Origin of the sequence: Acinetobacter sp. YH12135 (assembly GCF_013418565.1) — a bacterium.
Taxonomy (GTDB): domain Bacteria; phylum Pseudomonadota; class Gammaproteobacteria; order Pseudomonadales; family Moraxellaceae; genus Acinetobacter; species Acinetobacter towneri.
In genome coordinates this window covers 38,028-58,203 of the sequence record NZ_VPBU01000019.1, presented here as the reverse complement: position 1 = coordinate 58,203, position 20,176 = coordinate 38,028, and the positions used below count along the sequence as shown (strand labels likewise).

Below are 20,176 nucleotides of genomic sequence, written 5' to 3'. Positions count from 1 at the left end.
CAAACTCTTCAGTTAAAATCATTTTGAAGTTTTAATCTAAACTTCCAAATCTGGCTCATCAATTTTCTGACTTAAATTTCGCTCAAATAAACTTCGAGTAATTTAAACCAATCAATCAATGAAATATCTTCGATTAATCAATCAGTAAAAATCCACACAAGTTGTTCTTCATAACCTCTTAATGATCTTCTCGATGCTTCGTCAGCATCAAGCTAGGTCGGCTATATTACGCTTTATTTCTAAAGTGTCAACTGGTAATTTAAATTATTTTAAACTTCCTTTCTAAAACCCAACCTAACTATTTTCAATCAAGTCATTGTTTTATCAGAAGTTTTAATCTTCATCACCGCCGATGGATGTGCATTATAGGTGAAATATTTCGCCTTGCAACCCCTCTTTTTAAGTTTTATAAGTTTTTTAGTCCGAACGGTTAATTATTCAGCAAAATACTTCACTTTTCCACAAAATACTGTTTATTTCTTTTTCTTGATCATAAAAGGTTCAGGATTCATAACTACATCTGGCATTTTTTCTGGCTGATCATGTTCCTGCCATTTCAGTGCGCGGCAGTCGATATATTCACAATAGCCTCCTTCTCCTTGTTGTTGATCTCCATTTATAGCCAACTGATATTGAAAACTTCCGACATAACCTGCTGCAGCCCCAAATTTAAAATCACCACGACTCTGCGCCTGTAAATGAATTGAGGTGCCATCTTCATCTTGATAACGCCATTCAAACTCACGTGGCAAATACATACACTGACCTGTTGGCGTTTTTACTTTTGGATAAACCCGTTGAATATTAAATTGTACTTGCCCATCAAATACCCGAGTTTGCTCCGTGTTCGCATTTCGCAGATAGATTCGAGATTGCAAAATTCGATTCAACACATCACGACTTTGTAGCAATATCATTTGTTGCTGATGATTCAGATTAATCACTTGATAGCAAAAAAATGCCACAGCGAAATAAGGAAACTGGATTGAGCGGGCAAACTCAAAACTACCCAATTGCTCAATCTGAAAATGCTGATCTTTATAGCGTACACTTCCCTGACACTGACACAGCAAAGACCAATGTTCTGCCAAATTCATTCGCAATTTAGTGAAATATGAAATTGTAGAGCTTGTGGTGATCTTTAAATCAAAGCTAAGTTCGCTATCTTCACGTTGAATATGAAATTGCGGAAAGTGTCCAGTAATGCGCTCTTTATTGGCAAACTGAAAATACTCTGCAGTAAATACGCAATCATGTTGTATTGAATAATGATTGGACTGCCCCACCATGTGTGGGCTGCTACTACAAAGAATACTGGCTGTGTCTAAAGCTGAGGTTGTAATCACATTTTCAGGGCGCAGCATTGCGGTATTTAGGCTGCCCAATAAACCAATAAAGTTGAGATAATGTAAGGGTGCAGGCAAATTAGGAAGAATTAAGCCCTGATAGATAAATTTATAATGATGTTTTGGGGCGTGATAAGGCAGTTTGGCGGTTGCCGCAGGAGTTTGATTGAGTTGTTTGGAACGATCGAGAAAATCTTGAAACAGCTGCATATCAAACTCCTTGTGAGTTGATGCTTTTATGAAAGCTTAATTAACTCACTGCATTTTTTCTTGCCATAAAAGTGGTCACAAAACCTGAAAGTGCATAAATAATTGAAATCACTAAAATTCCAACAGGAATATTATAAGTCATGGCTGCAAGGATAAATACTGCGATTGGCAATACAAAAAACGGCACACGCTTACGATCAAAGGTTTTAAATGAATAATATTTAATATTGGAAATCATCAACAATCCTACTGCAATAATAATCACAGCATTGAGGATTTGTAGACCAATTTCACGAATATCATACAGTTCAGGAAAATCCCGTCCTACCCAAACCAGCGACACGATAATCAGCGCAGCCAAAGGACTTGCAACACCAATAAAGTAGCGTTTATCGACCACACCAATTTGCACATTAAAACGCGCCAAACGGAATGCGGCACAAGCCGTATAAACAAAGCAAGCCGCCAAGCCGATACGACCTAAATCATGCAAACTCCAGCTATACATCAAAATCGCAGGTGCAACACCAAAGGCGAGCATATCGGATAATGAATCAAACTGTTCGCCAAATGGACTTTGCGCACCAATCGCACGTGCCACACGACCATCTAAACCATCAAACAATGCTGCTAGAAAAATGGCATAAATCGCTTGGCTAAATTCGCCATTCATACTGGCAATAATGGAGTAAAAACCCGACAGCAAGGCTGCCGTGGTAATCAGGTTTGGCCACAGATAGATACCACGACGTTTCACCTTTTGCCCTTCACGGGTATGTTCTTCTTCCACCACTTCAAATGTAATTCCGTCATGCTCAAGATCACGGGAACTATATTCTCCTTCGGGTTTGGATGTGTTTGTCATTATTTTGTGTCCTAACTGTAACCTGAACGTCTATTTAAATTTTTTATTCGCCAACTAACCAACGCACTGCAGCATGTCCACCATGTTCTTGCATACGCAAGTGCGGGAACAACCATTGCAGGGCTTCATCTGCATCTTCAGAGAATTTCCATGGTGGATTAATCACCAATAAACCACAACCGTTTAAGCCCACAGGAGTATCGTCAGGCCACACACAAATTTCACAAATGAGTTGACGGCGAATACCTGTTTTAAACATTTTCTTTTCAAAACGTTCAATCATGGCGCGGTCTTTAATTGGATACCACACCGCAAATACGCCTGTTGGCCATTTTTTATGTGCAGCTGCCAATAATTCAACCAACTGAGGGAAATCTTTACGTTCCAATTCATACGGTGGATCAATCATCACCAAACCGCGTTTTTCTTTTGGTGGAATGACGCCCAATAAACCTTCGTAAGCATCACGCTCATGTAAACCTGCGCGTTTGTCACGAATGTTATGACGCAATTGCTGGAATACATCGCGCTGCATTTCAAAAATAGTTGCTTTGTCGATGTCACGCATACCTTGTAAAGCAAACCATGGCGAACCGGGATATGCACCTTGCCCATCCGTTTCACGCATTGCTTCAACCAGTTTTAAATACTGCTGTACGCCTTCTGGTGCCTGACGTTTGATTGAATCATCTAGTTTCACTAAACGATGAATACCATTTAAAAATTCGCCCGATTTTTGTGCAGGTGCTAAAGATAAGTCATATTTACCCGCACCGCCATGTGTATCGACATAGCGATAAGGTTTATCTTTGGCATTTAAACGTGTCAGAATTTGCAGCAATAAAACATGCTTCATGACATCGGCAAAGTTGCCCGCATGGAAATGGTGACGATAATTCATGTTTGGTTCATTCCTAAAATCAACCGACATTTTAGCATGAAAAAAAGTTTCATTCAGGAGCTTGTATTCCTCTAAAATAATCAGCTTGTCTTGCATTTTGTCTGAGTATCTATTTTATGGACGCCACACTGCTTCCAAAATCTTGGAATATTGATCAAATTCTTGAAGATTTAGATTTGCATGGTTTTGCCATGTTGGATGATGCCTATTCACCTGAATATCAACAACAAGTTCTCGCAGAGTGTAGTCAAAATTTAGATCAATTTCGTGAAGCCGCCATTCAAAATGGTGTGGTCAGCAATATTCGTAGCGATCATATTTTATGGATTCATGAAAACTTAAGCACAGCCCATCAACATACCCAAACGCTTTTAGCCTTAGCTGAGCAATTCAATCAGGCGTTTTATTTGGGTATTCGTGAGGTCGAAGCGCATTTTGCCAGCTACCAAGCAGGTTCTTTTTATGCCTTGCACCGCGATAACCCACAACAAAAAAATGATCGGGTGATTTCTGCTGTCTATTATTTACACCCTGAATGGCAGATAGATTGGGGTGGACAACTACGTTTACAAGACAAACATGGAGCATGGCAAATTATAGAACCACGCCCAAATCGGATTGCAATTTTCCAAAGTGATTTATTGCATGAAGTTTTGCCTGCGACACAGCAACGACTTTCTATTACTGCATGGCTACGCAGCGGCAACCAACTTTGGTAAAGATAGACCGCTTTTTTAAATTATTGGCTTTAAAACTGTAAATTTGCCCCGATGTAGAGCAAATATTGCTATCAGGAATTCACCCATGCGCAACTCGACTCAACAGCTTATTCAACGTATTGGGGAAACCGACCAACTTTTTTTACAAGGTAATACGCCTGAATTGGCATTAGAACGTGCCGATTTACGCTTACAATTGGTGAGTTTGAGCGAGTTACGCCAAGAACAGATTTACTTTTTGCAAGAAGCCATTGTGCTGTTAGAACAAGGTCGGGTTGAATTTGAAGAAATGCCAGTGACGTTATATATCAATTTGTCTTTGCATTTGGCCAAAGCCTATATGATGTATTTTGAGCTGACCCGCGATGCAAAATACGCCTTAATTACCCAACAAATTTTAAAAGCCATGACTCATTATGCACATGGAGATATTTTCTTTTTCTTGGCTTATGCCAGCGCCAGTAAAAATGAAAGTGCACTGTGTCGCCACTGGTTAGGCAAGTACAGTAAAACTGCCGAATTTGATTTGGAACTCTTACAAATTCACCCTGCCTTTAACGCCTATCAAACCGAAGTCTGGTTTAAACAAATTCTCAAAAGCAGAATGCATTAAAAAAACGCCTCGTTCTGAGGCGTTTTTAATGAAAACATATTAAATATGACGATGACTTAAACCTAAACAGCTTGTAAACGATAAGCATCTAAATGCAATTGTTGATTGAGTTCATCAATCCAAATGGCCCAATCATCGTCTTGTACCAAATGACTGATTAAAAATTCACGTTGTGATTTATTCCAAAACGGCGCTTCATGTAAATTAATATGTGCAGGTAATTGATGCGTACGTACATACAGTTCAATGGCTGCAGGGCTGCTGGCTAAACCGAGTTGGCTGAATAACATGGCTAATGATGGAGTATTTTGCATGAGCACCTTGCCCCCTTTTATTAGTTTCGTTGTAATTCCTTATTCAACCAACTTATAACACTTTGTATAAAAAACCCAGTCTTCCGACTGGGTTTGTTGTATCTTTTTGTGAGCACGCAGTTTACTGGCGCTTTTTAGATGAAAAGTATTTGATTTAACTTAAAAACTTTTAACTTAAATACCGATTAAACACTCGGATGTTGATCACTATGTAATTGCTCATTTAAGGTTTCAATCACAATGGCCCAATCATCATCTTTTTTCCAATGGCTTTGCAAAAATTGGCGCTGCCCTTCCGTCCAAAACTCGGCACAGTGTAATTTGGTTTCTGCAGGCAATTGATGCTCACGAATAAATTGATCAATTGCTGCATCGTCAGCATCTAGACCCAATTGTTGAAATAACAGTTCTAAAGTCGGTTGTTGGTCAAACATGGCATCCTCCTTTGATTCGTCTTGTACTTTTAATGACCTTAACCTGCTTCGAGCCGCAATTCAGCAGCAGCCGAGTTGCAGCATGTTATTTTTTGTACGATGCGATATACCTAAAGCATCCCACTCAATATTCTTAACACGATGACAGGCAACAAAAAAGCCAGTCAATGTAAACCGACTGGCTTTCATCTACTTAAATTAAAAGTTAGCAACCTGTTAGTTTTTCAGGCTGTGGCTTTTCATTTGGAAAGAAGATTGGGCGCAATTTCACACCAATGGCATTCCCCATAAATGCAAATACTAGCCATAACCAACCATGCACACTGCCCGAAGCAATTCCGCTAAAGTATGCGCCAATGTTACAACCGTAGGCCAAACGTGCACCATAACCAAGTAATAAGCCACCTATAACAGCCGCAACCAGTGAACGGCGTGGAATATTAAAGTTCGGGGCAAATTTTCCAGCCAAACTTGCAGCAAGCAATGCACCCAACATAATGCCAAAATTCATCATAGAGGTGATGTCATGCCACAATGAATTTGCCAATGCTTTAGCATTGCCTGACTGCTGCCAATAATCCCAAGCGCTTACATCTACACCCGCAAAAACAGCAACTTTTGCAGCCCAAACTGCAAGCGCAGAAGTCACGCCCCACGGACGACCAGCCAATACCAAGGTAGCAAAATTCAGCAGCGTTAAAATAAGCCCACCCCAAATTAACGGCCAAGGACCTTTGAGGAAACGCTTCCAACCATGGTACTGACTTTGCGGCTCGACTTCTAAACTGCCATGACGTTTCTTTTCAAAAAACACGGTTGCGGCAGCAATCACAGCAAAAATAACAAAGCTTAGAATAAGTGCAGGAATCACCCCAAAACTTTCGACAATCGAGATTGGCGCCAAATGCGGCAGATTAAACCACCAATCTAAATGCGAAGTGGCAATCAGTGAACCTAAGCAGAAGAAAAATAGCGTAACCAACATACGCGCACTGCCACCGCCTACCGTGTATAGCGTACCCGATGCACAGCCACCCCCAACTGCATGCCAATACCAAAAATAAAAGCACCAATCATGACCGACATCGACACAGGATTGACATTGCCCTTGACGGGATTGCCAAACAACTCACCTGCACCTAAAGCAGGAAAGAACAACAACACCGCCAAGCCCAGCATAATCATTTGAGCCCGCAAACCACGACCACGACGTTCTTTAATAAACACACGCCAGCTAGAAGTAAAACCAAAAGAGGCGTGATACAACGTCATCCCCAAAGCACCACCAATTAAAAATAACAGTGCTTGATTTAGACCCACGATTTGATAGGCGCCGATAGTACCGACAACAAGTAAGATAAAAGCCACCCAAACCGAAACATTCGATCTATGGGCACTTGCAACAATAACTGACATGACAGAGAGAAGATTTGAAAAAGGAAACCCGCGTATTTTAAGCAATTTCCCCTACCATGCAGGTCAATCGACCTATTTTATAGTCGCTTATCCATTCTGATATTTGATAAGCAATATGAGCTTAGCTGATGATAGGCTTTTAATTGCAAAGATAAAATCAAGCGCAAAAAAATGCCAGTCAACTTTTAGGTTGACTGGCATCACTCCCGAAGGAGTTTTAACTTAATCTAGCAGATTAAATTATTTAATCATGTCAGCAATTGCTGCGCGTTCTTCTTCAAGTTCGTTTAACGTGAAGTTGATACGCTCACGGCTGAACTCGTCGATTTCAAGACCTTGAACGATTTTGTATTCGCCATTTTCGCAAGTTACAGGGAAACCGAACATTACGCCTTCAGGAATACCGTAAGAACCGTCAGAAGGAATACCCATAGTTACCCATTCGCCGTTTGTGCCAAGCGCCCAATCACGCATGTGGTCAATTGCAGCGTTTGCAGCAGATGCAGCAGAAGATAAACCACGTGCTTCGATGATCGCAGCGCCACGCTTACCAACTGTAGGAAGGAATACGTCTTTGTTCCATTCAGCATCGTTGATTTTGTCTTTTAAGCTTTCTCCATTTGCAGTTGCAAAACGGTAGTCAGCATACATTGTTGGAGAGTGGTTACCCCAAACTGTCATTGTTTTGATGTCAGAAACAGCAACGCCAGCTTTTTGAGCAAGTTGAGTTAACGCGCGGTTGTGGTCAAGACGTAACATTGCTGTGAAGTTTTTCGCTGGAAGATCTGGAGCAGATTTCATTGCGATGTAAGCATTCGTGTTCGCTGGGTTACCAACAACTAGAACTTTAACATCACGGCTAGCAACTTCGTTAAGTGCTTGACCTTGACCAATAAAGATTTCACCGTTTACTTTAAGAAGGTCAGCACGCTCCATACCAGGACCACGTGGACGAGAACCAACCAATAACGCGTAGTCAGCATCTTTAAATGCCACTTTAGGATCATCAGTACCGATCATGCCAGCCAATAATGGGAAAGCACAGTCGTCAAGTTCCATCATTACGCCTTTAAGCGCAGCTTGAGCTTTCTCAAAAGGAACTTCTAATAATTGAAGGATAACTGGTTGGTCTTTACCCAACATTTCACCGCTAGCGATACGGAATAATAGGCTGTAACCAATTTGACCAGCAGCGCCAGTAACGGCAACGCGAACAGGTTGCTTCATGTAATTATCTCCAATTGAGAGGATAGTCAATGCGATTAAATAGCTGTTCTATCTAATCTTAATAATCATAAACGCGAAAGATTGTACTCCAATCATTCAGCGGATGCATGCAAAAGCGCATCAAATTCCACAAAAGTCTGATAGAAAATATGAATAAAATTTCTCAAAAAGCTTAAAATTCAGAAATTACAGTCACCTAGCAAACTAGTAAGAACCTTTAATGACAAACTGATTCGGGCAATTTGATTCAATCGCTGCACCGCACTGCTTATAGCGTCCTGCGGTGTTATAACAAATTTTGATTTCAGTTAAATAACTTTTACCTTGATGGTTAGAGCACTGAAAATGCACGCTTTTTGATGACATACCTGAATTGGACTTGAGAAACAAACTCCGTAGTTGTGACAATTGCACCGTCTGCGTGTCTTGGCCTGTCAATACCGAAGGCACGTTCATCCGATCTGCATTATTAATAATCATGCGAAAATACTGACTGGCATTCATGGGCACACAGCCGCCAATACCTTGCCACAATTGTATCCGTGCAGCTTCATCAGGCATGACTCGCGCCACTACCTTCGCTTGTAGCGGCGGTAACTTTGCCGATGAATGGGTGCTACATTCACGCGTGGCTACTTCGGGATATAAACCCTCAATATTCAGTGAGTAACCTTCTAAACATTTACGCTTTTTGCTTTTGCTCGAATCGATTAAACACACGGCGGGCGTCATTTGCACGGACATCACATAGCCTTGCACGGGGGCAGAAAATGTATTTTGCGTACACAAAACCAAAGCTGTACCACTCAAACCGAGCAATGTAACTTGAATTGGCTGTAAAACTGTACTCATCCACATTTTCAATGCTTCAGCCCCCTAAATTCTTATACACCCAATGACTCACGCATCTATATATCAACACGCATGATCATCTAACTGTATCACTTGTAACATTTTCCTAAGGTGTATTCCGAGATGGAATATGTTGCATACGGCTACTCATTGATTGTCCACCCTGCCCCAACAGCACACCATAGTGCGTGGCATTGGTCATGACATGCTTGACATAGTCACGTGTTTCTAACAGTGGAATACTCTCAGTATATTGGTCTGCAGCAATCGCCTGAAACTCGGGCTGCCAACGGCGTGCACGGTTCGGGCCTGCGTTGTACCCTGCTGTGGCCAGCACAGGACTATTGCTTAATTGTCGCTGAATGGTCGACAAATAAAATGTGCCATAACGAATATTGGTATTCATATCACTCAGCGCGGCAGGATTATAAGTTTCACCCATTTGTCGTGCAACCAAACGTGCCGTATCGGGCATGATTTGCATCAGTCCACCTGCGCCGACATGCGAACGTGCAGTGGTATTAAAACGGCTTTCCTGACGCATCAATCCATAAGCCCAAGCAGGGTCAATACCTGCATTTTGACTGTGGCTCACAACATAATTACGATGTGGCATAGCATAACGGTAACTATAGTTGTGCTTATTCACAGTACGATCTGCTGCATAAATGGCACGATCATACCAACCCATATCGGTTGCACGTTTAGCCGCTGCCAAAATCAAGCCATCATCTTGTCTTAAATACGCCTGACGCACCGCCCAGTTCCATTCACGATTGACATAATTGGCAGGTGCATTAATTTCACGCAAGGCAAAGGCACGGTTAAAGTGAATATCTTGATTCAAACGCTGTAAATCATTGGTACTTGGTTGGGTATTCGCAGGATTCGTATTGTAAGTTTGCCCAAGACGATCTTTCGCCAACAAGTTGTGATAATCATCACCCTGTGCCAGTTTTTTATAAATATTTTGTGCACTACGTTTTGATGCTGCATCATTGCGTTGTTCTGAAGCACGTGCCAACCAATATTGCCAACGATCTTCCTGTTTTTGGGTCACACTCATGCTATCTACAGCACGAATTACACTTTCCCATGCGCCAAAACGAATCGCCTGACGGGCATAAATTTCTGCTTCTTCGGGACTAAAAGGTAAGCCATAACTGGCATCTAAGGCACTTAACACTTCACGGTTAAAATTGTTTTTCATGACTGTAGTGCCGCCAATATATCCCACTGCACGATACAAGGCTTTTTGTACCGCTTCTGGCGTACCTTCTGCACTGCGTTTTAGTGAAGAAAGTGCCGAGTCTAAATCGCTATCGGCTAAACGTCCCATCGCATAAATAAGATAGGCATGATCTTCATTACTTGCTTTAGGTGCAGACCACAAATAATTCAGTGGATTGGCCTGAATACTGTTCAATTGTGCCAAACTGATATTCATACCTAAACTTTGCGCAGTCGCTAAAGCGAGTCCTGACTGCCCTGCACGCAATTGTGCCCATAAGCGTTGCTGCTTATCTTGCTGAGTCATTAACGGACTCGACAGCATCATCCGCCCTAAACCTGTACAAGATTCAGGTTGTGTACTGGTATTCAGCCACACATCTTTAAATTCCGCGACCACCAAAGGATCACCCGAACGGGTACGAACTTGTGCCATGGCACAGCTTTCGGCCTGATCAGCATTACTCACATAAGCAAGCACAGGTTGTGCACTGCTAAAATCGGCCTGTTTCACTTTTTCTTCGATGTAATCGGCTGCGAGTTTTTCTGCCATCGCTGATTGTGGATGGCGCTGTGCAAACTGAACAATTGCACTGGCAGGTTGCATGCCCAAATTGGTGTTCAATGCCCAGTATTCAGGATAGTAGCCCAAAACATCATTTTGCATGGCATATTGATACTGCTGCAATAAATCGACATCACCTGAATTGGCTGCACGCAGTGCATCATTAAACTGTTCATTTGCGGCATGCGTACCCGTCATCACGGCAAGCGAAACCAGACTTAGCACAAGCTTTTTCGTTAATTTATTATTTTGTTTCATCATTTGCAGCATTCGCTTGCCTTCAGTCATTTACTTCTGCCTCGAGATCCGCATCCAATCATTCAGCTTAGTTTAATTAGTCTAGAACCCAAGTTGTGTTCTGTTATGTAACCTTATGATTAGACACTATTAATCTTGAAATCAATCTTCCAACAATTTTACTTCACATTTCAAGTATGTGATGCACGGATTAAAGGCTGTCAGTTTAGCGTGAATTCCTGCTAAAATATGCGCCTTTCTTTTGTCTAATGACGTTTATTTTTTTAAACGATTTAGTGAACTATCTCTTAGGAGCCTACATGACGGTTCAAACCTTCATCCCCAATGGTGCCCAAGCTGCCTCAGAAAACACTGTTACCCAGCCACAGCACACCCCAGCCGACGGTTCAGTCAAAAAACTGTATATCGAAACGCAAGGGTGTCAGATGAATGAGTATGACAGTCACCGTATGGCAGACCTTTTAGGCGACTCGCACGGCTATGTGCTGACCAGCAACCCTGCCGATGCCGATATTCTGCTCATGAACACCTGTTCGATTCGTGAAAAAGCCCAAGAAAAAGTATTTTCTGAATTAGGTCGCTGGCGTAAGCTGAAAGAAAAAAATCCTGATTTGGTCATTGGTGTAGGCGGTTGCGTGGCTTCTCAAGAAGGCGACAACATTCAAAAACGCGCACCGTATGTGGATATGATTTTTGGCCCACAAACCTTGCACCGTTTGCCACAAATGCTTGATCAGCACCACGATCAGGTCGAAAAACCAAAGAAAGAAAAAATCAAACTGGTGGATATTTCTTTCCCAGACATCGAAAAATTCGACTTTTTACCTGAACCGCGTGTTGAAGGGTTTAAAGCTTTTGTGTCGATTATGGAAGGCTGTTCAAAATACTGTTCTTTCTGCGTAGTGCCTTACACGCGCGGTGAAGAAGTTTCACGTCCTTTAGATGATGTCTTGGCTGAAATTGCAACTTTGGCCGAAAAAGGCGTGCGTGAAATTAGCTTGCTCGGTCAAAACGTAAATGGCTATCGCGGTGAAACTTTTGACGGTAAAATTTGTACTTTTGCCGATTTACTGCGTTTGGTTGCCGAAGTACCTGGCATTGGACGAATTCGCTACACCACATCACACCCGCTTGAATTTAATGATGATTTGATTCAATGCTACCGTGATTTACCGCAAATGGTGTCGCATTTACACTTGCCTGTGCAAAGTGGTTCGAATGATGTGTTACAAGCCATGAAACGTAACCACACCATTGATGTGTATATCGACAAGATTGCCAAGTTACGTAAAGTACGCCCAGACATGCACTTATCTAGCGACTTTATTATTGGCTTCCCGGGTGAAACCGATCAAAACTTTGAAGAAACTTATCAGTTTATTCAAGATATGGATTTTGACCATTCTTATAGTTTTATCTACTCAAAACGTCCGGGAACACCTGCATCGGAACTCGAAGACACCACCCCTGAAGATGTTAAAAAAGAGCGTTTGGCCAAAGTTCAGCAATGGATCAAACAATCTAGTATTGATAAGACCGATGCCATGCTTGGGACGGTACAACGTGTCCTAATTGAAAATGTTTCCGACAAAGACCCGAACATTTTAGTGGGTACGGCCGACAATACACGTTTAGTAACATTTATTGGTGACCCTGCTTGGGTCGGACGCTTTGCGGAGATTGAGATTACCGAGATTAAAACTTTGAATTTAGTTTACGGTGAACTCTTGAATCTTGAGCCTGACGTGGCGTAATGTAGGAGCTAAAGTCCAATAACAGATTAAGGAATTCTCTTGACTGCAGCGATTCGACGTACAGTAACTTTTCCTGGCATTTCAATGGAACGTCTAAAAAGCATGCTCGGTGCTTATAACGGACATTTGAAACAAATCGAACAACGTCTAGACGTCCAAATTTCTCATCGTGGTGACGCCTTTTTTATAGATGGGGAAATTGATGCAGTTGAACGAGCCGAAACGCTCTTGCAACGCCTGCATGAAGAAGCGGAAAGCTCTGCACAAATTAGTGCAGACACGCTCCACATGATGATTCAGGGCAGTCAGACTGACCGTGAATTACAATCGGATGATGGGCAAGAGCATACTGGATTGGATGCTGTTTGGTTGCAAACCCGCAAAGGGCGCATTAATCCACGCGGTGCCAACCAAAAGCGTTATGTGCAACGTATTTTGCAAAGTGATATTTCATTTGGTATTGGCCCTGCAGGTACGGGTAAAACCTATTTGGCTGTTGCCGCTGCCGTAGATATGTTGGAACGCAATGAAATCCAGCGGATTCTATTGGTGCGCCCTGCGGTTGAAGCGGGTGAAAAACTGGGCTTCTTACCGGGTGATTTAACCCAGAAAATTGACCCGTATTTGCGTCCCCTTTATGATGCCCTGTATGAAATGCTCGGCTTTGAAAAAGTTGCTAAGCTGATTGAACGTCAAGTGATTGAAGTTGCACCACTGGCGTATATGCGTGGTCGTACCCTCAACCACTCTTTTGTGATTTTGGATGAAGCCCAGAACACCACGCCTGAACAGATGAAGATGTTCCTGACCCGTTTAGGGTTTGGTTCACGTGCAGTGATTACCGGTGATGTGACTCAGGTGGATTTACCACGTGGTCAGCAGTCTGGTCTGGCACATGCCTTACGTGTGATTGATAAAATCCCTGAAATTCATATTACTCGTTTCCATTCTCGTGATGTCGTGCGTCACCAGCTGGTTCAGAAAATTGTTGAAGCCTATGAAGGCTGGGACAGTGAGCAACAGCGTTTAAGTGCCGAAGCGCGTGCAGAACGTAAAGCGCGCCAGGAAGCATTAATTGCGGAAAATGATGCCGCAGCAGATGCACAGCACTAATCGCTGTGCGCTCTGCAACCTACTGAAGTATTAAGGATTCATTTTGAAATTAAGTCTCAGCCTGCAACAGGACATTCAAGCGCCTGAGCTGGTGTTAAAACGTGCCTATCTGAAAAAAGTAGTCGAAACCACTTTAAGACATATAGACACCCAAAGTGATTGTGAAATTGGAATTGCCTGTGTCGATCATGCCGAAAGTCACAAGCTCAATCTGGAATATCGCAAAAAAGACAAATCTACCAACGTCTTGTCTTTCCCAAGCGATTTACCCGATGAAATGGCACAAGTTTTGCCGAGCTTCCCTATTGGGGATTTGGTAATTTGTATTCCTGTGGTTTTACAGGAAGCAGCCGAACAAGCTAAAACACCGTTGGCACATTTCACTCACATGCTCGTACACGGCACGCTGCACCTCATGGGCTATGACCATGAAACCTCAGATGAAGATGCCGAAGAAATGGAAGCTTTAGAAATTGAGATTCTTGCCAAGTTGGGTTTAGAAAATCCATACGTGGAAAGAGATTGAATTTGAAGTCTAGAACACTATAAAAATAGCGGGCTTAGGCTCGCTTTTTTATTAAAAACTGTTCTACTTTTCATTCCCTCGCGAAGAAGAACGTGAGTTAGAGCCTATGATTGCTAAATACTAGAAGAACATTGCAGAGATCAGATTTTTATTACTTCGTCCTCTGAAAGCCCTTCCTCTAATTCCCTCGTAGGAAGGAGAATGGGGGTAGAATCCTATGATTTTAACATAACACAAAATTCTCTCCCTTTTGGGAGAGAGTTAGAGAGAGGGAAAAACTAGCGCACCTCAAACTCAGCTTCAGCAGGGTCAAAACGCCACGTCCGTACAATCCGCAATTCAGAAATATCTTTCATTTTGGCACCAAATGCACCAAAAGGTGCGGCTTTACGCACCGAAGCTTTGGCTGCTTCATCTAGCATGGCATGACCTGAACTTTCAATTAAACGAATGGCACGAATCCCACCATTGCTGTTTAAAACTACCATTAAACGCACCTCACCCGCTAAATTCTGTGCTTTGGCCTGTTCGGGGTAATAGCGGTTGCCATAAAACTCGACTTTTTGACGGAATTTTTCCATATAGCCCGCAGTATTATCTTGCTTGGCCTGAATTCCATCAATGGTTTTAATTTTTTGCTGACGGCTAAAGTTTTGTTGGCGTTGTAAATATTGCGCTTCAATACTGGCAACCATGGCCGCCTTAGCTTGAAATTGACTATTCAACTCCTGCATGGCTTTTTTGCGCTGATTTTCTGCCGCCTGTTTCTGCCAACTGAGCGTGGTCATCAACACTTTTTCTTCAAAGTTTAATTCACGCTGTTGCTGCATACGCTCTAAACTTTCCAATTGCTGCTCCCCTGCACTTTGTTCAGTCATGGGTGCAGGCATATCACTCGACATGCGATGTTCTTCACGGAACGTACCTGAACCTTGCTGATCGGCTTGGGCTAAGAAATCTGCATCTTCAACTTTTGCATCGCTCATGCGTACCGATACCGCAATCTCTTTGACCGCAGCATCGCTTTGTTGCGGTGCAGCAAACTGCACGGCCAAAATTAATGCGTGCAATACAGCAGCCACCAGCAACGCTGCAGCAAAAATAGGATCTTTCCACCAATCTTGCGTAGAAGGCATCAATTGAATTTTTTTTAGCATCACATTAATCCGACAAAACGTCTGATTCCCCAAGCCGCCAAATGCGGTATAAACTAAAGAGCATATTACTTTGCTCAGTTTTTGCTTTTCTGCAAAACTGCGAAGTTCATCAAAAAGCTGACTACTGAGCCTTAAAATCTTAAAAATGGTGCAACTTATTTTGCTAAACTGCAAGCTTCTATGCCTGTATTTTTAATACAATTCGACAAAATATTTGTATCTGTAAAGAATGAATGAACGACTTGGACGGCCGTATGCAAACCCTGATCACCAATATCTCTCAACGTATCCGTCAAGTGTACCAAAAAGCGGAAGGATTTATTGAGGATGAACGTGAATTTCCATTATCTCAGGTCTTCTTAAATGCGACTTTTCAGCGCTTTGTGACCGATAATGTGAAAATGTTGCAAGATCTGCACGCAGACTTACACGACGACTGGTTACGTCTTTATGCAACCCTAGATTACAACGGCTTGAACATCACTCTGTCTGTCGATTTAAAATTAGTACAGATGGAATTGAATAAAGATACTCAGCTGATTGTGTTTGAACAAATTAGTGACACGCAGGTGATTGAAGCAAGTTATCCAAGTTTTTTGCATAAAATCGCTGTGAAGTGCGCTTTATTTTACTATCAAAAAATACGCAATGATGACCCTTTAGGCATGATTTTAGAAAAACTCAAAGTCATTAAAGTCAAAGATGATTTGCTGCATTTAGATTTAAATCGCTGGTTGGGCAAAAGCCGCTCGATCATTGACACCTTAGGCAAAGTTCACGTGAATCACGCTGTATTACGTGAAGCGGAATTGGTGCTCACTGGCAACGTCAATTTAACGGCGTTGTTCCGCAAAATGTCTGAAGAAAGACTAGAAGATGTGGAAGAATCTCTTGCAGATACGCAAGTCACACCGCTGAAACAAAAATAAAGCTAAGCTGAAACTTTAGAAGAGAATACATACAGGAAAACTACACAAGCCGCATAATTCCTAATTTTCTCTTCATATTCAACGCGTATAATGGCAACAAGCAAGCAAATTGCATCTCCCTACATACAGAGGAAATATCTCAGCAATGGCAAATCATGTATTGAAAAAAATGGGTATGGCAGCCGGTGTGTCTACAGCACTGTTTTTGGCTGGTTTCTCTAGCCAAACATTTGCCATGAGTCCTTTCCAAGCCAGTTATCAATTTAACTACAATGGTAAAAACTTAGGTTCTGCAACACGTACTTTAAGCCAAACAGGTAACCAATGGAGTTATGTGTTTGCTGCCAAAGCAGGCGTGATTGCCTCTGCTACAGAAACTAGCCATTTTAGTTTTAATAATGGCAAAATTGGCTCATCTAGCTTTAGCCGCAGCAGTAAGATTTTGGTGCATAACAACACCATGAGTATTAACTTCAATCCTTCGGCGAAAACCATTAACACCAAAAAGGACAGCGACACCCGTTCTTTTGCGTGGAAAGCGGGCGTGTTGGATGAGTTGAATGCGGAACTGCAAATCCGTGAAGACTTAAAAAGTGGCGGTTTAAAATCGAGCTACTATATTGCCGATAATAAAGAGGTGGAATCACGTCGCTTTATTAAGCAAGGTTCAGAAAAAATCAAAACCAGTTATGGTACTTTTGATACCATTAAAGTGGTGCTGAAACACAACAAACCAAACCGTGATACGATTTTCTGGTTGGCACCAAAACTTGACTACTTGCCTGTCAAAGTTACCCACCAAGACAAAGACAAGTCTTATGGATTATTACTCACAGGCTATAAAGGCCCGACCAACTAATTTAGAATATAACTACTGAGCAAAGCTTGGCAGTTATTCACCATTTGGTAAATTGTTCTTGCATTTTTTCAGGTGCTTTTTAAAATACGCTTTTGCTTTGAAAAGCACCTGCTCTTGAGGATTCTCCCGTGCATGCACTAGAACAGAAAATTTTAGCCGAAGGTATCGTTCTATCTGAAGCGGTTCTAAAAGTCGACTCTTTCTTAAACCATCAAATTGACCCTGTGATGATGCAGCAAATTGGTCAAGAATTTGCGCGTTTGTTTAAAGATGCAGGCATCACCAAAATTATTACCATCGAAGCTTCTGGCATTGCACCAGCTGTAATGGCAGGTTTAGAGCTTGGCGTACCTGTAATTTTTGCACGTAAATATCAATCTTTAACCTTAAAAGATGATTTATACCGCTCTAAAGTATTTTCATTTACCAAGCAAACTGAAAGCACGATTGCCATTTCAAACAAACATATCAGCGCTAGCGACAAAGTCTTGGTGATTGATGACTTTTTGGCAAATGGTCAAGCTGCACTCGGTTTAGCAGATTTAATCCATCAAGCCAATGCAGAAGTCGTGGGTATTGGGATTGTGATTGAAAAGTCATTCCAGCCGGGTCGTGAATTATTGCTTGAAAAAGGCTATCGCGTTGAATCATTGGCACGAGTAAAGTCTTTGGCAAACGGTACAGTTGAATTTGTACGCGATTAAGGTCGATTAAAACTGATGTTGGTTCATCATTTAAACCCGATGATCAAAGAGTGCTTAGGCGCTCTTTTTTTTATGCTTTTTTTAAACTTAAACAACTCATTTACATATATTGAATTTACAAAATAGCCGCGCTACGCCATTCTGCACTTGAAATAACAGTGATTCAGCAGTCTAGTTTTTCTGATTGCAGCTCTAGACAGCACTTTTTAGATCGTCTGCGTGCATTGATGCATGCGGCATGAGCATAAGGCAATTTACAGTCATGACACAAGACAATCCGTTGATGCAACACAGTATCACCTGTCCGAAATGTGGTTCAACTCAAGTTGAAAAACGCAACCATCAACAAAACTTACAAAAAATTGGTGGCGTGTTATTAGGCTCTGCAGGTACGGCAGCAGGTACAGTAGGCGGCGCAGCTTCAGGAGCTTCTATTGGTGCGGCAATCGGTACTGCCGCAGGACCTTTGGGCGTAATTATGGGCGGCACCATTGGAACATTTGTCGGGGCAATTAGTGTGGGAATCACAGGCGGTTTTCTTGGGCATCGCTTTGGTAAAAAAGCAGGTGTAATTGTCGATCAGAATATTTTTCTGGATTTTCAATGCCTCAAGTGCAAACACCGCTTTAAAGAAAAAATTCAAACAGCCAAGCAACTCTAAATAGCCCTAAATCAATTTCAAAAAAATGCTGCACATGGCAACACTTTTTGATTGTATCTTTTTATTTTGCAGTGCTGCTTGCAGAAGTCATCACAGTTTTTTGTGCCGCTAAATACTGTGCTTCCGCAGGTTGTTTTTCAATACGTTGTTCTTCTGGAAAACTCAGACTATGCACAATTTCAGTCGCTGCAACACTCGACCATGAACACCCTAAACTCATTAGACCTAACCCAATCAGCATCCACTTATTCATTTTCACTTTCCTCAATCTCTCATTTTTACAGCAGTCCGTTGTGCTCAATACATTAGGGTCTGTTGACAATTCGTCTATGTTTGCGGCATGAGAGATATATCTCGCAAGGTTTTTTAGCTGATATAAGGCATGGGACAGGAAATTTAGTCATTCTAAATGACTGGCACATAACGCAATAGCAGCAAAAAATATGCTCGCCCCGAAAGGCTGTGGCTAAAACTTTCTCAGATTGCGTTATGAAACTTAGCAATAATCTCGCTATTCCTTGCGTTTCATGCCTGATCTGCTCAGTTTTAGCCTACAGCGCAAGCCATTTATGAAATGTCAACAGACCCTAGCCTGCAAAAAAAATGCTGCGTGAACCGTGACAGAAGACTCTGCTTTTAAAGCGGTTATTAGACGTGAAAAGAGAAAAACTGAATATCACTGCAAATGGTGATTTTAGGTGAAAAGTAAACTTCTTTTTTAGCACGCTCAATGCTACATAAGCCAATCGAATTCAAGTACAAAAGATAAAAGCGTAAAACGATATCCACATTTTACGCTTCATCTTAATTAAAGAAAGAATCTCACATGCCCTGTAATTTTTTTACCATTTCACCTAGGCGTTGTCCTTGCGCTTCACAAAGGATTTTTTCATCCTGACTCAAAGCCTGATCGTGGCGCGGGCCGCTCACATGCGTTGCACCATACGGCGTACCGCCCGTTTTGGTATTTGATAAAGCAGGATGCGCATTATGCAATCCCATAATCATCATTCCGTGGTGAAACAATGGCGGCAACATGGTCAATAAGGTACTTTCCTGTCCACCATGCATCGAACCCGATGAGGTAAAAACGCAGGCAGGTTTATTGTGCAATGCGCCATTCAGCCACAGACTAGTGGTTTGATCCCAGAAATATTTCATTTCAGATGCCATATTGCCAAAACGTGTAGGTGAACCTAAAGCCAAACCTGCACAATTGGCCAAGTCATCCAAAGTACAATAAATATCACCTTCGGCAGGAATACTTGGCTCGGCTTGTTGCACCACGGTCGAGATATTTGGCACAGTTCTAATTTTAACGGGCATACCACTAGCCTCTACCCCGTTGGCAATTAAATGTGCCATTTCTTTGGTAGAACCATATTTACTAAAGTACAAAACCAGAATATATGCTTGCATCATGCTAAGAAATCAGACTAAAAATGAAAACTATACGGTATTTTGCTGCTTTTTTGGTTAAGCTTAACCATGAAAACAGATAAAGATGATTAAAAAAGTTGAGA

At 41.9% G+C, this 20,176-nt stretch carries 20 protein-coding genes and 1 pseudogene; 9 read left to right on the top strand and 12 right to left on the bottom strand.

The window, feature by feature from the left end:
- Positions 1–473 precede the first annotated feature (473 nt).
- From FTU70_RS11115 to FTU70_RS11105, 3 genes are read right to left on the bottom strand one after another with little or no spacing between them, the layout of a single operon-like run.
- Positions 474–1,556, bottom strand: coding sequence for a DUF6670 family protein (locus tag FTU70_RS11115; protein ID WP_104853049.1), 1,083 nt, complete (start codon positions 1,554–1,556; stop codon positions 474–476).
- Between the two features lie 40 nt (positions 1,557–1,596).
- Positions 1,597–2,421, bottom strand: a complete 825-nt coding sequence (pssA, locus tag FTU70_RS11110; protein WP_004976213.1) for a CDP-diacylglycerol--serine O-phosphatidyltransferase — start codon at positions 2,419–2,421, stop codon at positions 1,597–1,599.
- 43 nt (positions 2,422–2,464) lie between these two features.
- On the bottom strand, positions 2,465–3,322 hold the full coding sequence (locus FTU70_RS11105; protein ID WP_026438537.1) for a 23S rRNA (adenine(2030)-N(6))-methyltransferase RlmJ: 858 nt from the start codon (positions 3,320–3,322) through the stop codon (positions 2,465–2,467).
- 116 nt (positions 3,323–3,438) lie between these two features.
- Here FTU70_RS11105 and FTU70_RS11100 point away from each other — a divergent pair, with 116 nt between their 5' ends.
- Positions 3,439–4,041, top strand: a complete 603-nt coding sequence (locus FTU70_RS11100; RefSeq protein WP_180060588.1) for a 2OG-Fe(II) oxygenase — start codon at positions 3,439–3,441, stop codon at positions 4,039–4,041.
- A gap of 85 nt (positions 4,042–4,126) precedes the next feature.
- Positions 4,127–4,654: a hypothetical protein gene (locus tag FTU70_RS11095; protein ID WP_019836939.1), complete on the top strand. Its 528-nt coding sequence runs from the start codon at positions 4,127–4,129 to the stop codon at positions 4,652–4,654.
- A gap of 62 nt (positions 4,655–4,716) precedes the next feature.
- Here the strand turns inward: FTU70_RS11095 and FTU70_RS11090 are convergent, their stop codons facing one another.
- The 6 genes and pseudogenes from FTU70_RS11090 to FTU70_RS11065 all read right to left on the bottom strand — a co-directional run bounded on the left by FTU70_RS11090 (position 4,717) and on the right by FTU70_RS11065 (position 10,890).
- Positions 4,717–4,974 (bottom strand): DUF2789 family protein, encoded by a 258-nt coding sequence (locus FTU70_RS11090; RefSeq protein WP_026438086.1) that lies wholly within the window; start codon positions 4,972–4,974, stop codon positions 4,717–4,719.
- A 179-nt stretch (positions 4,975–5,153) separates the two neighbouring features.
- Complete coding sequence (locus tag FTU70_RS11085) at positions 5,154–5,402, bottom strand: DUF2789 family protein (protein WP_096901745.1); 249 nt, start codon at positions 5,400–5,402, stop codon at positions 5,154–5,156.
- Between the two features lie 205 nt (positions 5,403–5,607).
- Positions 5,608–6,818: pseudogene (locus FTU70_RS11080) on the bottom strand (YeeE/YedE family protein).
- 240 nt (positions 6,819–7,058) lie between these two features.
- On the bottom strand, positions 7,059–8,045 hold the full coding sequence (locus tag FTU70_RS11075; RefSeq protein ID WP_019836931.1) for a malate dehydrogenase: 987 nt from the start codon (positions 8,043–8,045) through the stop codon (positions 7,059–7,061).
- Positions 8,046–8,249: 204 nt separating this feature from the next.
- The gene (locus tag FTU70_RS11070) at positions 8,250–8,897 is read right to left on the bottom strand and encodes a ribonuclease I (RefSeq protein ID WP_179988453.1); all 648 of its coding nucleotides are present in this window, start codon (positions 8,895–8,897) and stop codon (positions 8,250–8,252) included.
- Between the two features lie 106 nt (positions 8,898–9,003).
- Positions 9,004–10,890: a lytic transglycosylase domain-containing protein gene (locus FTU70_RS11065; RefSeq protein ID WP_171066643.1), complete on the bottom strand. Its 1,887-nt coding sequence runs from the start codon at positions 10,888–10,890 to the stop codon at positions 9,004–9,006.
- A 359-nt stretch (positions 10,891–11,249) separates the two neighbouring features.
- Between FTU70_RS11065 and miaB the strand changes: the two genes are divergently transcribed.
- The 3 genes from miaB to ybeY are packed head-to-tail and all read left to right on the top strand — an operon-like array spanning position 11,250 to position 14,343.
- Positions 11,250–12,704, top strand: coding sequence for a tRNA (N6-isopentenyl adenosine(37)-C2)-methylthiotransferase MiaB (gene miaB, locus FTU70_RS11060; protein WP_004976194.1), 1,455 nt, complete (start codon positions 11,250–11,252; stop codon positions 12,702–12,704).
- A gap of 39 nt (positions 12,705–12,743) precedes the next feature.
- Positions 12,744–13,817, top strand: coding sequence for a PhoH family protein (locus FTU70_RS11055; RefSeq protein WP_004976193.1), 1,074 nt, complete (start codon positions 12,744–12,746; stop codon positions 13,815–13,817).
- 43 nt (positions 13,818–13,860) lie between these two features.
- Positions 13,861–14,343, top strand: coding sequence for an rRNA maturation RNase YbeY (gene ybeY / locus FTU70_RS11050; protein WP_180060587.1), 483 nt, complete (start codon positions 13,861–13,863; stop codon positions 14,341–14,343).
- Between the two features lie 278 nt (positions 14,344–14,621).
- On the opposite strand, the gene FTU70_RS11045 is transcribed toward ybeY, so the two are convergent.
- Positions 14,622–15,479, bottom strand: coding sequence for an energy transducer TonB (locus FTU70_RS11045; protein WP_218946881.1), 858 nt, complete (start codon positions 15,477–15,479; stop codon positions 14,622–14,624).
- Positions 15,480–15,754: 275 nt separating this feature from the next.
- Between FTU70_RS11045 and FTU70_RS11040 the strand changes: the two genes are divergently transcribed.
- The 4 genes from FTU70_RS11040 (at position 15,755) to FTU70_RS11025 (ending at position 18,653) form a co-directional block, all read left to right on the top strand.
- Entirely contained in the window at positions 15,755–16,429 is a 675-nt protein-coding gene (locus FTU70_RS11040) for a hypothetical protein (RefSeq protein WP_180060585.1), read from the top strand.
- Positions 16,430–16,574: 145 nt separating this feature from the next.
- Positions 16,575–17,288 carry a DUF3108 domain-containing protein gene (locus FTU70_RS11035; protein ID WP_179990496.1) on the top strand — a complete coding sequence of 238 codons (714 nt, stop codon included), beginning with the start codon at positions 16,575–16,577 and terminating at the stop codon, positions 17,286–17,288.
- A 128-nt stretch (positions 17,289–17,416) separates the two neighbouring features.
- Positions 17,417–17,992: a xanthine phosphoribosyltransferase gene (locus FTU70_RS11030; RefSeq protein WP_004976172.1), complete on the top strand. Its 576-nt coding sequence runs from the start codon at positions 17,417–17,419 to the stop codon at positions 17,990–17,992.
- A 262-nt stretch (positions 17,993–18,254) separates the two neighbouring features.
- Positions 18,255–18,653, top strand: coding sequence for a hypothetical protein (locus tag FTU70_RS11025; RefSeq protein ID WP_154321055.1), 399 nt, complete (start codon positions 18,255–18,257; stop codon positions 18,651–18,653).
- 61 nt (positions 18,654–18,714) lie between these two features.
- Here the strand turns inward: FTU70_RS11025 and FTU70_RS11020 are convergent, their stop codons facing one another.
- Together FTU70_RS11020 and wrbA are read right to left on the bottom strand one after the other, a co-directional pair.
- Positions 18,715–18,906, bottom strand: coding sequence for a hypothetical protein (locus tag FTU70_RS11020; protein ID WP_004976167.1), 192 nt, complete (start codon positions 18,904–18,906; stop codon positions 18,715–18,717).
- A gap of 569 nt (positions 18,907–19,475) precedes the next feature.
- Positions 19,476–20,072: an NAD(P)H:quinone oxidoreductase gene (gene wrbA / locus FTU70_RS11015; protein ID WP_026438329.1), complete on the bottom strand. Its 597-nt coding sequence runs from the start codon at positions 20,070–20,072 to the stop codon at positions 19,476–19,478.
- Positions 20,073–20,176 lie beyond the last annotated feature (104 nt).

Excerpts from the sequence above, each read along its gene's own strand:
- FTU70_RS11105 (WP_026438537.1), bottom strand. The coding sequence starts at position 3,322 with ATGAATTATCGTCACCATTTCCATGCGGGCAACTTTGCCGATGTCATG.
- FTU70_RS11095 (WP_019836939.1), top strand. The coding sequence starts at position 4,127 with ATGCGCAACTCGACTCAACAGCTTATTCAACGTATTGGGGAAACCGAC.
- pssA (WP_004976213.1), bottom strand. The coding sequence starts at position 2,421 with ATGACAAACACATCCAAACCCGAAGGAGAATATAGTTCCCGTGATCTT.
- FTU70_RS11035 (WP_179990496.1), top strand. The coding sequence starts at position 16,575 with ATGGCAAATCATGTATTGAAAAAAATGGGTATGGCAGCCGGTGTGTCT.
- FTU70_RS11070 (WP_179988453.1), bottom strand. The coding sequence starts at position 8,897 with ATGAGTACAGTTTTACAGCCAATTCAAGTTACATTGCTCGGTTTGAGT.
- FTU70_RS11025 (WP_154321055.1), top strand. The coding sequence starts at position 18,255 with ATGACACAAGACAATCCGTTGATGCAACACAGTATCACCTGTCCGAAA.
- FTU70_RS11085 (WP_096901745.1), bottom strand. The coding sequence starts at position 5,402 with ATGTTTGACCAACAACCGACTTTAGAACTGTTATTTCAACAATTGGGT.
- FTU70_RS11115 (WP_104853049.1), bottom strand. The coding sequence starts at position 1,556 with ATGCAGCTGTTTCAAGATTTTCTCGATCGTTCCAAACAACTCAATCAA.
- FTU70_RS11040 (WP_180060585.1), top strand. The coding sequence starts at position 15,755 with ATGCAAACCCTGATCACCAATATCTCTCAACGTATCCGTCAAGTGTAC.
- FTU70_RS11075 (WP_019836931.1), bottom strand. The coding sequence starts at position 8,045 with ATGAAGCAACCTGTTCGCGTTGCCGTTACTGGCGCTGCTGGTCAAATT.
- FTU70_RS11100 (WP_180060588.1), top strand. The coding sequence starts at position 3,439 with ATGGACGCCACACTGCTTCCAAAATCTTGGAATATTGATCAAATTCTT.
- FTU70_RS11045 (WP_218946881.1), bottom strand. The coding sequence starts at position 15,479 with ATGCCTTCTACGCAAGATTGGTGGAAAGATCCTATTTTTGCTGCAGCG.
- wrbA (WP_026438329.1), bottom strand. The coding sequence starts at position 20,072 with ATGCAAGCATATATTCTGGTTTTGTACTTTAGTAAATATGGTTCTACC.
- FTU70_RS11020 (WP_004976167.1), bottom strand. The coding sequence starts at position 18,906 with ATGAATAAGTGGATGCTGATTGGGTTAGGTCTAATGAGTTTAGGGTGT.
- miaB (WP_004976194.1), top strand. The coding sequence starts at position 11,250 with ATGACGGTTCAAACCTTCATCCCCAATGGTGCCCAAGCTGCCTCAGAA.
- FTU70_RS11065 (WP_171066643.1), bottom strand. The coding sequence starts at position 10,890 with ATGACGGGTACGCATGCCGCAAATGAACAGTTTAATGATGCACTGCGT.